Annotated in this window: 11 protein-coding genes and 1 pseudogene; 8 read left to right on the top strand and 4 right to left on the bottom strand. The window is 70.7% G+C overall.

Annotated features, from left to right (window positions below; genetic code table 11):
* The first annotated feature begins 43 nt into the window (after window positions 1-43).
* Window positions 44-670 (top strand): cysteine hydrolase family protein, encoded by a 627-nt coding sequence (locus tag H9Y04_RS40480; protein ID WP_187819245.1) that lies wholly within the window; start codon window positions 44-46, stop codon window positions 668-670.
* A 54-nt stretch (window positions 671-724) separates the two neighbouring features.
* Here the strand turns inward: H9Y04_RS40480 and H9Y04_RS40475 are convergent, their stop codons facing one another.
* The 4 genes and pseudogenes from H9Y04_RS40475 to H9Y04_RS40460 all read right to left on the bottom strand — a co-directional run bounded on the left by H9Y04_RS40475 (window position 725) and on the right by H9Y04_RS40460 (window position 5,142).
* A complete protein-coding gene (locus H9Y04_RS40475) occupies window positions 725-1,249 on the bottom strand; it encodes a Rieske (2Fe-2S) protein (RefSeq protein WP_187819244.1) in 525 nt (174 codons plus the stop codon).
* 660 nt (window positions 1,250-1,909) lie between these two features.
* Window positions 1,910-2,563, bottom strand: a pseudogene (locus tag H9Y04_RS47160) (HAD family hydrolase); the annotation flags it as partial.
* Between the two features lie 157 nt (window positions 2,564-2,720).
* Window positions 2,721-4,844 (bottom strand): catalase, encoded by a 2,124-nt coding sequence (locus tag H9Y04_RS40465; RefSeq protein ID WP_187819242.1) that lies wholly within the window; start codon window positions 4,842-4,844, stop codon window positions 2,721-2,723.
* 61 nt (window positions 4,845-4,905) lie between these two features.
* Window positions 4,906-5,142, bottom strand: a complete 237-nt coding sequence (locus H9Y04_RS40460; protein WP_187819241.1) for a hypothetical protein — start codon at window positions 5,140-5,142, stop codon at window positions 4,906-4,908.
* A 176-nt stretch (window positions 5,143-5,318) separates the two neighbouring features.
* Between H9Y04_RS40460 and H9Y04_RS40455 the strand changes: the two genes are divergently transcribed.
* The 7 genes from H9Y04_RS40455 (at window position 5,319) to H9Y04_RS40425 (ending at window position 12,953) form a co-directional block, all read left to right on the top strand.
* Window positions 5,319-6,551, top strand: a complete 1,233-nt coding sequence (locus tag H9Y04_RS40455; RefSeq protein WP_187819240.1) for an alginate lyase family protein — start codon at window positions 5,319-5,321, stop codon at window positions 6,549-6,551.
* A gap of 21 nt (window positions 6,552-6,572) precedes the next feature.
* The gene (locus tag H9Y04_RS40450; RefSeq protein WP_187819239.1) at window positions 6,573-8,279 is read left to right on the top strand and encodes an RNA polymerase sigma factor; all 1,707 of its coding nucleotides are present in this window, start codon (window positions 6,573-6,575) and stop codon (window positions 8,277-8,279) included.
* Between the two features lie 20 nt (window positions 8,280-8,299).
* Window positions 8,300-9,097 carry a HipA family kinase gene (locus tag H9Y04_RS40445; RefSeq protein WP_187819238.1) on the top strand — a complete coding sequence of 266 codons (798 nt, stop codon included), beginning with the start codon at window positions 8,300-8,302 and terminating at the stop codon, window positions 9,095-9,097.
* A complete protein-coding gene (locus tag H9Y04_RS40440; RefSeq protein WP_187819237.1) occupies window positions 9,094-9,486 on the top strand; it encodes a DUF3037 domain-containing protein in 393 nt (130 codons plus the stop codon). The genes H9Y04_RS40445 and H9Y04_RS40440 overlap by 4 nt, the downstream gene beginning before the upstream one ends.
* 172 nt (window positions 9,487-9,658) lie before the next feature.
* On the top strand, window positions 9,659-10,420 hold the full coding sequence (gene fabG, locus H9Y04_RS40435; protein WP_187819236.1) for a 3-oxoacyl-ACP reductase FabG: 762 nt from the start codon (window positions 9,659-9,661) through the stop codon (window positions 10,418-10,420).
* A gap of 38 nt (window positions 10,421-10,458) precedes the next feature.
* The gene (locus tag H9Y04_RS40430; protein WP_187819235.1) at window positions 10,459-11,214 is read left to right on the top strand and encodes an SDR family oxidoreductase; all 756 of its coding nucleotides are present in this window, start codon (window positions 10,459-10,461) and stop codon (window positions 11,212-11,214) included.
* Between the two features lie 101 nt (window positions 11,215-11,315).
* Complete coding sequence (locus tag H9Y04_RS40425; RefSeq protein WP_187819234.1) at window positions 11,316-12,953, top strand: ABC transporter substrate-binding protein; 1,638 nt, start codon at window positions 11,316-11,318, stop codon at window positions 12,951-12,953.
* Window positions 12,954-13,060 lie beyond the last annotated feature (107 nt).

The raw sequence follows: 13,060 nt of genomic DNA, 5'->3' as shown, positions 1-13,060 counted from the left end.
TCCGTGGGCCGTGTGCCGGCCGACGCTGCGTCAGGAGGGCCAGATGCCCAGGGAAACGCTCGCCGAGCTGCTCGATCCGGCCACCACCGTACTGCTCACCAGTGAGTGCCAGCAGGGCGTCGTGGGCGAGGAGAGCGCCCTGCCCGAACTGGCCGAGGAGGCCCGTGCATCGGGCGCGCTCACCAATGTGGCGCGCCTGGTGTCCGCCGCGCACTATGCCTCGGTCCAGGTCATGCATGCCGTGGCCGAGCGCCGTCCGGACGGGCGCGGCGCCAGCCGCAACGCCCGGCTCTTCCATGCCGTTTCGCGGCTGCCCGTCCTGCAGATATCGGGTACCAAAGCGGTTCGGATCGCGCCGCCGATCGAGGTCGCCGAGGAGGACCTGGTGGTCCGCCGGCTGCACGGACTCTCGCCGATGGCCGGCACCGACGTGGACGCGCTGCTGCGCAACCTGGGCTGCCGGACGCTGATCGTCACGGGGGTGTCGGCGAACGTGGCGATCCCCAACACCGTGTTCGACGCGGTGAATCTGGGCTACCGCGTGGTGGTTCCTGCGGACGCCATCGCGGGTGTGCCCGCGGACTACACCCCCCTGATGATCCGCAACACCCTCGCGCTGATCTCGTCGGTCACCACGACCGACGAGATCCTCGCCGTATGGAAGGGGTGAGGGGGCGGGCTCACCCCGGCTCGAAGATGCCGGTCACCGGCTGCAGAGCGCGGTTCAGCCCAGTTTGATCGTGTCGCCGTCCACCGTGATCTGCGCGGCAGGCAGCGGCTTGGGGGCGGGGCCGCCCTTGACGCTGCCGTCCTCGATGCTGAACTTCGAGTTGTGGCACGGGCAGTTGATGGTCCCGTCCGCGACATCCTTCACCGCGCAGCCGGCGTGGGTGCACTTCGAGGAGTACGCCTTGAACTGGCCCGCCGTCGGCTGGACGACGACCACGCCCTTGTCCTTGAAGACCGTGCCGCCGCCCTCCGGGATGTCCGCGGTCTTGGCCAGCTCCTCGCCACCGCCCGCGCCGCCTTCCGTGGGCTGGTCCGACGCCTGGCCGGCGGGCTCCTGGGGATCGCCGGAGTCCCCGCCGCCGTCGGACCCTCCGCAGGCCGTGAGGGCGACGGCAAGGCCCACGACGCCCACCGCGGAGACGACGGCGCGCCGTGACGGACACCCGCACCACTGCGTCCCCGCTTCCGGCTCGGCCTCCGTCGACTCGACGAGGTGCTGGGGCTGCTGCGTAACGGTCATTCGGTTGACTCCCCTTGGCGGTCCTGCGCCGGCCGGCGGCGCATGGGCCGGAGCTCGGCCCGTATCGGCATCCTGTCCTCTGGTACGGGCTCGCAGGGGGAGTTGTTCAAAGCGCACCGAAATCTTCGCCCGGCCGGGTGCGCAGGGCTGCCGTCCCCCGGGGAGTCAGCCCGAGGGCTCGTCGGGGACGGGGTGCTCGGGGTGCGCGCCCCCTTGGCGGGGTGCCCCGCGCCGCCCCGTGCCCGACTCGTCGAGGTCGGGCACGTCGTCGGCGTCCTGCTCCCCGGAGCTGCCGTCCGGGGTGGCGGCGCCGGGTTCGCCGAGGTCCCACGGGTCGTCCTCGCGTGCCTGCTGGTCGGGCAGATCACGCGGCACGGCAGCCGTCTGCTCACCGGGTCCCTGCGGCAACTCGCCGCCGGGGACAGAGCGTTCGCGGGAGGCGGCGGTGCCCGAGCCCTCGTCGCCTGTGGTCCTGGCGGACTCTGCGGTGTTCGGGGATGCAGCGGAGTCTCGGGATTGTGCGGTGTTCGGGGACGTAGCGGAGTCTCCGGACTGTGCGGTGTTCGGGGACCCCGCGGTCCCGGGGGACCCTGCGGTCCCGAGGGATCCCGGGGTCCCGAGGGGTTCGTCCGGTCCGTCCGCGTCAGTCTCCTCCCGTACGGCCAGAGGGCTGCGGTCCAGGCGGTGGAGCAGGTCGGCCGTGTCCCGGTACACGGCCGCCGCGCCCGCCTCCTCGAGGTCGGCGCGCGGGATGCCGCCCGAGAGCACGGCCACGCACGGGAGGCCCGCACGCTCCGCGGCCCGGACGTCCCACACCGAGTCGCCGACGAACACGGCGTTCTCCGCCGGGACCCCGGCCAGTTCGAGCGCCTGCTCCACCGGATCGGGGGCGGGCTTGCCCTGCTCCACGTCGTCGGCCGAAGCGGTGCCCGCGATCACCTCGTCCGCGTCGATCGCGCGCCGCAGAGCGTGCAGCTCCGCGCCCGAGGCCGAGGTGACCAGGACGATCACCCAGCCGCGGCGGGCGAGGGTCCGAAGGAGCCTGGCCGCCCCGTCGAAGGCGTGCAAGCGCTCGAAGTGCGCGGCGTAGAGCGCCTTGTGTGCCGCCGAAAGCCGAGTCTTCGTGGCGTCGTCGGGTTCCTTGCCGGTGAGGTGCTCGATCAGGTCGCCCGAGGAGAGGCCGATCGCCCGGTGGACGGCCGTCATCGGGATGTGGTGGCCCGACTGGCGCAGCGCCTCCGCCCACGCCGTCGTATGGAGGTAGGTGGTGTCGACGAGGGTGCCGTCCACGTCGAAGAGTGCGGCTCGCGCCATGGTGTTCTCCTTGCTGCTCCGCGCGGGCGCTGCGCGGGTGCGGTGAGTGTCAGCGGTCTGCGGGGCGTCAGCGGTTCCCGCGGTGTCAGCGGTTCGCGGGGCGTCAGCAGTCCCCGTGGTGTCAGCGGTCCGCGGGGCGTCAGCAGCCCCCGCGGTGTCAGCAGTCCGCGGGCGGGCGGCGCCAGTGCCGGTGGGCCGCGATCGCCTCGGTGAAGGCGCGTTGGAACTCGGGGCTCGCGGCGGCGGGGGTGGTCTCGGTGACCACGCCGTGGTCGCTGACCACGTTCCCGGCGCCGTGGGCGATGCGCAGGCCGTCCGCGCGCAGACAGGACAGGATGCCGACGCCGGAGCCGATCGCCCCGATCGGCTTGCCGTGCCGGTAGGCGTCGCGCACGAACCGTATGACGTCCGGATCCCGCAGCTCGTCGGCGGTGGCCTGGGGGCTGCCCGGCACGAGGACCGCGTCGTAGAGCACCGAGGCGACCGTAGGCAGCGCGCGGTCGACCGTGTAGTACGAGCCGTCGCTGCCTTCGACCGTGCCGTCCGCCGGTGCGAGCGCCTCGACCACGGCGCCCTCGGCGGCCAGCGCCTCACGGACGGATACGACCTGTGCCGCGTCGACCCCGTCCGCGACGAGCACGGCCACCTGCCGTGTGGCCAGTGAGGGCTCACCCCTCAGGCTCTCCAGGCTCAGGGCGGGGGAGGCCTGCTTGTACGCGCCCGCGTCGAGTTCGGCGGGTGCGGGCACGCCGATGCCGCGGGCCACCTGGAGCGCCAACTCGTGGTCCACATGGTTGAGTTCGCCGACCGTGCGCTCCCGTACGGCCATGGCGCCGACCTTGCCGAGCTCGAAGCGGAACGCGGCGACGATGTGCTCCTTCTCCCAGCCCGCCATGCTGTTCCAGAACAGCGCCGCCTGGCTGTAGTGGTCCTTGAAGCTCGCGCTGCGGGCCCGGATCTTCGCCCCGTCCACCCGCTCGGCGTGATGCCGGTACGCGGCCGGATCGCCGCCCGCGACGGCGGGGCAGCCGCCGCCGAGGGAGTTGGGCGAGTAGTTCGTGCCCGCGTGGATCTCGTCCTGGTGGAAACCGTCGCGCTGGTTCGTGCGCACCGGTGCGAGCGGCCGGTTCACCGGAATCTGAGCGAAGTTGGGCCCGCCGAGGCGGAGCAGCTGCGTGTCCAGATACGAGAAGTTGCGGGCCTGGAGCAGCGGGTCGTTGGTGAAGTCGATGCCCGGCACGACATTGCCGGTGTGGAAGGCGACCTGTTCCGTCTCCGCGAAGAAGTTGTCAGGGTTGCGGTCGAGGACCATCCGACCGATCGGGCGAACCGGAACCTGCTCCTCGGGGATGATCTTCGTGGGGTCGAGCAGATCGAAGTCGAAGTTGAACTCGTCTTCCTCCGGCACCAGTTGGACGCCCAGCTCGTACTCCGGGTACGCGCCGGATTCGATGGCGTTCCACAGGTCGCGCCGGTTGAAGTCCGGGTCGCGGCCCTGGCATTCCTGCGCTTCGTCCCACACCAGCGAGTGCACACCGAGCTTGGGCTTCCAGTGGAACTTCACGAACGTGCCGTGCCCGTCCGCGGCCACGAAGCGGAAGGTGTGCACCCCGAAGCCCTGCATCGTGCGGTAGCTGCGCGGGATCGCCCGGTCGGACATCAGCCACATGATCGCGTGCAGCGTCTCGGGCTGCAGCGAGACGAAGTCCCACAGGGTGTCGTGGGCCGAGGCGCCGGTCGGGATGTCGTTGCGGGGTTCCGGCTTCACCGCGTGCACGAAGTCCGGGAACTTGATGCCGTCCTGGATGAAGAACACGGGGAAGTTGTTGCCCACGAGGTCGTAATTGCCCTCGCTCGTATAGAACTTGGTCGCGAAGCCGCGCACGTCGCGCACAGTGTCGGCCGATCCGCGCGGACCCTGCACGGTCGAGAAGCGTACGAACACGGGCGTGCGGAAGCCGGGATCCTGGAGGAAGGCGGCGCGGGTGAACGCGGCGCAGGACTCGTACGGTTCGAAGTAGCCGTAGGCGCCCGCGCCCCGTGCGTGCACGACGCGTTCGGGGATGCGCTCATGGTCGAAGCGGGTGAGTTTCTCGCGGAAGTGGAAGTCCTCCAGGAGCGTCGGTCCGCGCTCGCCCACGGCCAGGGAGTCGTCGGTGTGGTCCACGCGTACGCCCTGGTCGGTCGTGAGCGGTCCGGACGCGGGGTCCTGGGCGCGGAACTGCTCGCGCTGGCGGTGCTTGGCGTCCTTGCGGTCGTGGCCGTGGATGTCGTCCGTCATGGCGGGTCCTCGGGTTGGCGTGCGGTCCTGCGGTCCTGCGGTCGTGCGGTCGTCGTGCGGGTCAGGAGTCGTCCTGGGCCTCTTCCTGTGCCTTGCGGTTCGGGGTGAGGGTGTCGCCGGCCTCGCCCTCGCGTCCCCACTTGCGCCGCCGTCCGCCCGTCTCGGCCTCTTCGAGCTCGGTCAGGGCCTGGTCGACGGCGGAGTCGCCGCGGGGGACGTCGGGGCGGCGATGCGCCGCGGCCTCGGATGCGGGTGCCCGCTTCTTGTCGTTCTTGTTCTTCCTGTCGTCGTGGGTCATCCGCGGCGGGTACCCAGGCGTGTGGCGCCGACTCGTCGGCCGGCTCCCTGCCGGCTCCACGACAGCCGGGCGAAAAACTGTTATCGAACGTCCGGCCACTCCGTCTCCTGTTCGCGCGGCCACCCTCGGCTGTGCGGAGCCCGAGCCACCCCACTGGTACAGGAGCACCCACCCCCATGGCCGTACACAACCGCCACCGCATCAGCCGCCGCGGCGTCCTCGGTATCGCAGGCTCCCTGGCGGCCGCGGGCGCCGCCGGCGCCACCGCGATCGCCCTCCTCGGCGAGGACGAGGCCGACGCCGCGCCCGCGCCCTTTGCCCACCCCGGCATGCTGCACAACGCGGGCGACCTCAACCGGGCGAAGGTCCGCGTGCAGGCCGGACAGGACCCCTGGCTGAAGGGCTGGCAGCGGCTCACCGCCAACGGTCACTCCGCGAGCACCTGGGTGCCGCGCCCCACGGCCACCGTCATCCGGGGCGGCGAAGGACAGAACTACCCGCAGCTCTACCGGGACATCCATGCCGCCTACCAGAACGGTCTGCGCTGGAAGATCGGCGGCACGGCCGAGCACGGCGCCTCCGCCGCGCGGATCCTCAACGCCTGGTCCTCGACGCTGACGACGGTCACCGGGAACGCCGACCGCTTCCTGGCGGGTGGGCTCTACGGCTGGCAGTTCGCCAATGCGGCCGAACTCGTCCGTGACCACCCGGACTTCGACCTGCCGGCGTTCCGGTCGATGCTGTTCAAGGTCTTCTATCCGCTGAACGACCACTTCCTGGAGAATCACAACGGCGCCTGCATCACCAACTACTGGGCGAACTGGGACCTGTGCAACGTCGCCTCGCTCATGGCGATCGGCATCCTCTGCGACGACCGCGCGATGTTCGACCGGGCCGTCGCGTACATGAAGGCCGGTGAGGGGAACGGCTCCCTTCCGAACGCCATTCCCTTCGTGTACGAGGACGAGGGCCTGGCGCAGTGGCAGGAGTCAGGACGCGACCAGGGCCACACCATGATGGGCATGGGGCAGCTGGGCGCGATCTGCGAGATGGCCTGGAACCAAGGCGTCGACCTGTACGGATTCGACGACAACCGCTTCATGAAGGCCGCCGAGTACGTAGCCAGGTACAACCTGGGCCAGGACGTCCCCTTCACCAAGTACTCCTGGGGCACAGGAACCACCTGCGCATACCGCGAGCACACTGTGATCTCGGACGCAGGCCGGGGTCAGATCCGGCCGGTCTGGGAGCTTTTGCACTCCCACTACGCACGCCGGCGGCGGTTGACCGTTCCCTCCGTCACGGCCATGGCTGGGAAGGTGCGGGCAGAAGGAGGCGGCGGCGACTACGGCCCGAACAGCGGCGGCTACGACCAGCTGGGATTCGGGACGCTGGCGTACGCGAAGTGAAGTGAATCCGGATAAAGCGGCATGAGAAGTACGTGGACCCTCGTCGACGAGCGGCCTTGGCGGGACACCGTCGTGGCCGCGCAGCGCGGTGACCGGCAGGCGCTCGACGCGCTCGTCGCCGGCTGGCTGCCGCTCGTCTACAACGTCGTGGGCCGTGCCCTCGACGGGCACGCCGATGTCGACGACGTCGTGCAGGAGACGATGCTGCGCGCTGTGCACTCCCTCGACTCGCTGCGTGATCCGGACCGCTTCCGCTCCTGGCTCGTCGCGATCGCCGTACGGCAGGTGCGCGAGCGGGCCCGGCGGCGCGAGCCCGCGGCGGCGGTGGACCCGGGTGCCGCGGCGGCCGCCGATTTCGCCGAACTCGCCGTACTCCGCCTTGAGTTGGACGGTCAGCGGCGCGAGGTGGCCGAAGCGGTGCCCTGGCTCGACGCCGAGGACCGCGAACTGCTCTCGCTGTGGTGGCTGGAGGTCGCGGGCGAGCTCACCCGGGGCGAACTGGCCGCCGCAGCCGGTATCACCCGCGGACATGCCGCCGTCCGTGTCCAGCGGGTCAAGGGCCGTCTGGAGACCGCGCGCGGCATCGTGCGCGCCCTCGACGGCACCTGCCAGGACCTCGCACGGACCACCGCCGACTGGGACGGCCGGGCCGACTCGGTGTGGCGCAAGCGGATCGCCCGGCACGTGAGGGGCTGCGCCCGCTGCGGGGACCGGCGCGAGCCGCATGTGCCGGCCGAACGGCTGCTCGCCGGGCTGGCCCTGGTCCCGGTGTCCGCCGCGCTTACCGTGTCCCTCGCGGCGAGCGGTGTGCTCGGCGGCGCGGGCAAGGCGAGTGCGGCCGCGGCCTCCGCGACCTGGACCGCGAAGGCCGTCGCCGCGGTCACCAAACCGGCGGTCGCGGTCACCGCCGGCGCCACCTTCGTGGCGGGCGGCGCATACGTGGTCACGCAGCAGCCCGAGCCCCCGCCGCAACGGGTCGTCGTGACACCGACGGCGCAGTCGACGGCACGGCCCGGGCCCACGCCCCGTACCTCCAAGTCCCCTACGCCCACGAAGAGTTCACCGCGCGCGGACCGTACGGCGCCGCCGCACGGCGCATACGGCACCGTCGTCGACACGGCCGACCGCGCCCCGGACCCGGACGCCCCGCCCGGGCCGCTGCCGCGCCGCGGCGACAAGGGCGTCACCCTCACCGGATTCACCGGCATGACGCACCGCGGCGAGACGGTCACCCTCACCGGCACGGGCTATGTCCGCATCCGCTGGCAGGTCGTGCCGCAGGCGCGCGCCGGCGGCCTCGTCATGCCCACGTGGACCGGCCTGAAGGGGCGCCTCTTCCATGTCGCCTCGGGCGGCGGCCACCGCATGGACGACCGGCAGCCCGGCGACGCCGAGGGCGACACCTGGATGACGGATCCGGTGAACGGCCCCACGGTGCTGCCCGAGGGCGCTCAGCAGATGTGGCAGAACGAGTATGTCTGGATCGACGGCACGGTCACCCTCCACCAGAACGAGCGCGGCGCCGACTACAACCTCTATGTGCAGCCCTCCAGTTGGCAGGCCGTCACCGACGACGTGCGCACCCGCGAGGGAGTCGTCCGTTACGGCCTCGTACGCGACACCGGCACCGACAAGGCGCCGGTCCCGCAGTACCTCACGCGGTCCACCCCCGCCGACCCGGCGACGGTCGCCCAGCACTCGCGGCCGGGGCCGCCTTCGGCCCGCTGAGGGCCGTATAGCCTGGGCAAATGCTGCCTGAAGTCACCGTGACCCGCTATGTCACCCCCTTGCGGGAGGGCGGTTCGCTCCCCGGGCTCGTCGAGGCCGACGATCTCCGTCTGTACGTCCTGAAGTTCAGCGGAGCCGGCCAGGGCCGCAAGACGCTCGTCGCCGAGGTGATCTGCGGTCTCCTCGCGCGCCGGCTCGGCCTGCGGGTCCCGGGGCTCGCGCAGATCCGGCTCGATCCGGTGATCGGCCTGGGGGAGCCGGACCCCGAGGTGCAGGGCCTGCTGAAGTCGAGCGGCGGCCTCAACCTCGCCATGGACTTCCTCTCGCGCGCCATCGGCTTCGACCCCCTCGCGTACGAGGTGTCGGCCGAGGAGGCCGGACGCGTGGTGTGGTTCGACGCGCTGATCAACAACGTCGACCGCTCCTGGCGCAACCCGAACATGCTGGTCCACGGCGGCGAGCTGTGCCTCATCGACCACGGCGCCTCGATGATCTGGCACCACAACTGGCGCGGGGCCGAGGCCTCGGCCGCCAAGCCGTACGACGCCACGGACCATGCGCTCGCCCCCTTCGGCCCGGACGTGGCGGCCGCGGCCGCCGAGCTCGCGCCCCGGGTCACCGAGGAGCTGCTCCTGGAGTGCGCCGGCGAGGTGCCGGACGAGTGGCTGGCCGGCGAACCGGGCTTCGCCGGCCCCGACGAGGTGCGCCGCGCGTACGCGGCCACGCTGCTCACCCGCGTACAGGGGCTCGATCAGCGCATCACGCTGGGCGCGGGGACCGAGCCGTCGAAGTCGACCGGGTGGAGGCAGGGGCGATGAACGCAGACGTGGTGGACGAGCAGCGGGACGTCTTCGAGTACGCGCTGGTGCGCGTGGTGCCCCGCGTCGAGCGCGGGGAACTGATCAATGCCGGAGTCGTCGTCTACTGCCGGGCCAGGTCCTTCGTGGCGGCGCGCACCCATCTCGACGAGCGCAAGCTGCTCGCCCTCGACCCCGAGGCCGATGTCGAGGGTGTGCGGGCCGCGCTGCGGGCGGTCGAGGGCGTCTGCGACGGCACGGGCCAGGCCGCCGGCGACAACCCGGGACAGCGCTTCCGGTGGCTGATCGCACCGCGCTCGGCGGTGGTGCAGCCGGGCCCCGTGCACACCGGTCTGACCGCGGATCCGGGGGCCGAGGTGGAGCGGTTGCTCGACGTTCTGGTGCGCTGAACGGCGCGCGGCGAGGATGTGATGTGAAGCCCTGGCACCGGTGGGCCGTTGACACCGGGTGCCAGGGCTTCTAGCGTCACGTCTGCTGAAGGTACTAAGCGGTCGCTCACCCGACTGCTCCAACCGGCAGCGCATCGCAGGAGCCGCACCCCCGAGGGCGAGGAGAACCAGCATGTCCAGCACCGAGCAGCGCGTCGCCGTAGTCACCGGCGCCGCACGAGGCATTGGCGCGGCGACCGCCGTACGCCTGGCGGCCGAGGGCCGCGCTGTGGCCGTGATCGACCTCGACGAGGCGGCCTGCAAGGACACGGTCGAGGCCATCACCGCGGCCGGCGGCAAGGCCATCGCGGTCGGCTGCGACGTGGCCGACGAGGCACAGGTCGAGGCCGCCATCGCGCGGATCGCCGACGAGCTGGGCGCGCCCACGATCCTGGTCAACAACGCCGGCGTCCTGCGCGACAACCTGCTCTTCAAGATGAGCGCGCTCGACTGGGACACCGTCATGAACGTCCACCTGCGCGGTGCGTTCCTGATGTCCAAGGCCTGCCAGAAGCACATGGTCGACGCCGGCTTCGGCCGTATCGTCAACCTGTCGAGCTCCTCCGCGCTCGGCAACCGCGGCCAGGCCAACTACTCGGCCGCCAAGGCCGGTCTGCAGGGCTTCACCAAGACGCTCGCCAAGGAGCTCGGCAAGTTCGGCATCACCGCCAACGCCGTGGCCCCCGGCTTCATCGTCACCGAGATGACCAAGTCCACCGCCGAGCGCGTGGGCATGGGCTTCGAGGACTTCCAGAACGCGGCCGCCACGATGATCCCGGTGCAGCGCGTCGGCAACCCCGACGACATCGCCAACACCATCGCCTTCTTCACCGGCGAAGCGGCAGGATTCGTCTCCGGACAGGTCCTGTACGTGGCCGGCGGACCGCTCGACTAGCACCTGCCCCTCATCTACTCGCGCTTAGGACAAGGGACATGACAGTGCAGGACAGCGGAAAGACCGCGCTCGTCACGGGCGGCAGCCGGGGTATCGGCTACGGCGTGGCCGAGGCCCTCATCGCCCGCGGCGACCGTGTGTGCATCACGGGCCGCAACGAGGACGCCCTCAAGGAAGCCGTCGACAAGCTCGGCGCCGACCGTGCGATGTACGTCGCGGGCAAGGCGCACGACGAGGCCCACCAGGCCGTTGCCGTCGAGCGGATCATGGAGGCGTACGGCCGGGTCGACTTCCTGGTCAACAACGCCGGTACGAACCCGGTGTTCGGCCCGATGGCCGATCTCGACCTCAATGTCGCGCGCAAGGTCTACGAGACGAATGTGATCTCGGCGCTCGGCTTCGCGCAGCGGACCTGGAAGGCCTGGCAGTCCGAGCACGGCGGCGCCATCGTCAACATCGCCTCCGTCGCGGGCGTCGCGCCCTCGCCGTTCATCGGCGCGTACGGCATGAGCAAGGCCGCCATGATCAACCTGACGGTGCAGCTCGCGCACGAGTTCTCGCCCAAGGTGCGGGTCAACGCGATCGCGCCCGCGGTGATCAAGACCAAGTTCGCCGAGGCCCTGTACGAGGGCCGCGAGGAGGAGGCCGCGGCGGCGTACCCGCTGGGCCGGCTCGGCGTGCCCTCGGACATCGGCGGCGCGGCCGCGTTCCTGACCTCCGACCAGTCCGATTGGGTAACCGGTCAGACACTCGTGGTCGACGGCGGAATCTTCCTCAATGCGGGCGTCGGCTGACGAACCCGGCGCGACGCCGCGTAAGTGACGTACGCGGATAAGCGGAATCCCGCTCAAGTGCCCTGCCGTTCCCGCGGGTTGGAACGGCGGGGCACTGCGATATGGTCGCCCGACTCTGGCATGTCCGAGCGAGGAGCGTGCACGTGTTCAACCGGGCCTCAAGTCTGCGTATGGCCGCGGCCATGGCATCCATATCCCTGGTGGCAGGGTGCGGACTGATGTCTTCCGGGGAGTCCGAGGAAGAGAAGGCGATCGTCGTCGGTACGACGAGTGCGCCGAGCACTCTCGACCCGGCAGCCGCCTGGGACGGCTCATGGGAGCTGTTCCGGAACGTCTATCAGACCCTTGTCAGCTTCCCGAGCGGCAGCGCGGCGCCCGAACCGGACGCCGCGGACAACTGCCGGTTCACGGACCGCCAGAACAAGACGTACCGCTGCGAACTGCGCGACGGCATGAAGTTCTCCGACGGCGACCCGATGGACGCCGAGGCCGTGAAGCACTCCATCGAGCGCGTCCGCAAGGTCGGTGCGCAGGGCGGTCCCGCGCCGCTGCTCGGCAGCCTCGACCGGGTGGAGACCCGCGGCGACAAAGAGGTGATCTTCCACCTCAACAAGACCGACGCCACGTTCCCGTTCGTGCTCGCCACCCCCGCCATGTCGATCGTCGACCCGGACGACTACCCGGCCGACAAGAAGCGCGTCGCACGGACCATCACGGGCTCGGGCCCGTATCTGGTCCAGTCGTACAAGGTCGACGCCAAGGGGAGGCCGCTGGAGGCCGTGCTGGCCGAGAACCCGCACTACGAGGGCTCGGCGGCCCGCAAGAACAGCGCCGTCACCATCAAGTACTTCCAGGATTCCACGGCGATGGTGCGCGCCCTGAAGGCCAAGCAGATCGACGTCACCTACCGCGGACTCGCCCCCAGCGACATCGTCGACCTCGACAAGCAGCAGGCGGCGAAGGGACTGCAGCTGGTCGAGGGCGCGGGCATGGAGATCCGCTACCTGGTCTTCACCGAGAAGGACCGCTGGACCCGCAATCCCGCCGTGCGCAAGGCCGTCGCCCAGATGATCGACCGGTCCAAGATCAGTCATGACGTGTACAAGGGCACGGTCGAGCCCCTGTACTCGATGGTGCCGAAGGGCGTCACGGGCCACACCGCCGGCTTCTTCAACTCGTTCGGCAAGCCGAACACGGCCAAGGCGAAGGCCCTGCTCACCGAGGCGGGCATCGTCGAGCCCGTGCCGCTCACGCTCTGGTACACGACCGACCGGTACGGATCGGGCACCAAGCCCGAGTTCGAGGAGATCCAGCGGCAGCTGGAGAAGTCGGGCCTGTTCGACGTGACCCTCAAGAGCAGGCCGTGGACGACGTACGAGGCGGGCTACCGCAAGGGCGAGTACCCCGTCTTCGGGCGTGGCTGGTTCCCGGACTTCCCGGACCCGGACAACTTCATCGCGCCGTTCGTCGGCAAGGAGAACGCGCTCGGTACGCCGTATCCCTCCCCGGAGATCACGGACAAGCTGCTGCCCCAGTCGCGGCAGGAGAGCGACCGCGGCGCGGTGGACGACGCGTTCGAACGCGCGCAGGACATCCTCGTCGACGACGCGCGTCTGCTGCCGCTGTGGCAGGGCAAGCAGTACATCGCGGCCAGCGAGGAGATCGCGGGTGGCGAGCAGGCGCTCGACCCCTCGACGATCATGATGATGTGGCAGCTGGAGCGCAAGACCAGCTGGTAGCGGCTCGGGCAAGGGGTGGGCGGCGTGGGCGTTGTCAGTGGTCGCCGGTAGGTTTCTGGGTCATACGCAAGTGACCGCACACCGGAGGTTGTTGACGTGACGGACCA

The sequence above is a fragment of the Streptomyces polyasparticus genome (assembly GCF_014493765.1).
Taxonomy (GTDB): Bacteria; Actinomycetota; Actinomycetes; order Streptomycetales; family Streptomycetaceae; genus Streptomyces; species Streptomyces polyasparticus.
The sequence above is the reverse complement of the archived record's forward strand: the minus strand, read 5'-3'. Positions and strand labels throughout refer to the sequence as shown.

Excerpts from the sequence above, each read along its gene's own strand:
- H9Y04_RS40460 (WP_187819241.1), bottom strand. The coding sequence starts at position 5,142 with ATGACCCACGACGACAGGAAGAACAAGAACGACAAGAAGCGGGCACCC.
- H9Y04_RS40440 (WP_187819237.1), top strand. The coding sequence starts at position 9,094 with ATGAACGCAGACGTGGTGGACGAGCAGCGGGACGTCTTCGAGTACGCG.
- fabG (WP_187819236.1), top strand. The coding sequence starts at position 9,659 with ATGTCCAGCACCGAGCAGCGCGTCGCCGTAGTCACCGGCGCCGCACGA.
- H9Y04_RS40475 (WP_187819244.1), bottom strand. The coding sequence starts at position 1,249 with ATGACCGTTACGCAGCAGCCCCAGCACCTCGTCGAGTCGACGGAGGCC.
- H9Y04_RS40430 (WP_187819235.1), top strand. The coding sequence starts at position 10,459 with ATGACAGTGCAGGACAGCGGAAAGACCGCGCTCGTCACGGGCGGCAGC.
- H9Y04_RS40455 (WP_187819240.1), top strand. The coding sequence starts at position 5,319 with ATGGCCGTACACAACCGCCACCGCATCAGCCGCCGCGGCGTCCTCGGT.
- H9Y04_RS40450 (WP_187819239.1), top strand. The coding sequence starts at position 6,573 with ATGAGAAGTACGTGGACCCTCGTCGACGAGCGGCCTTGGCGGGACACC.
- H9Y04_RS40445 (WP_187819238.1), top strand. The coding sequence starts at position 8,300 with ATGCTGCCTGAAGTCACCGTGACCCGCTATGTCACCCCCTTGCGGGAG.
- H9Y04_RS40480 (WP_187819245.1), top strand. The coding sequence starts at position 44 with ATGCCCAGGGAAACGCTCGCCGAGCTGCTCGATCCGGCCACCACCGTA.
- H9Y04_RS40425 (WP_187819234.1), top strand. The coding sequence starts at position 11,316 with ATGGTCGCCCGACTCTGGCATGTCCGAGCGAGGAGCGTGCACGTGTTC.
- H9Y04_RS40465 (WP_187819242.1), bottom strand. The coding sequence starts at position 4,844 with ATGACGGACGACATCCACGGCCACGACCGCAAGGACGCCAAGCACCGC.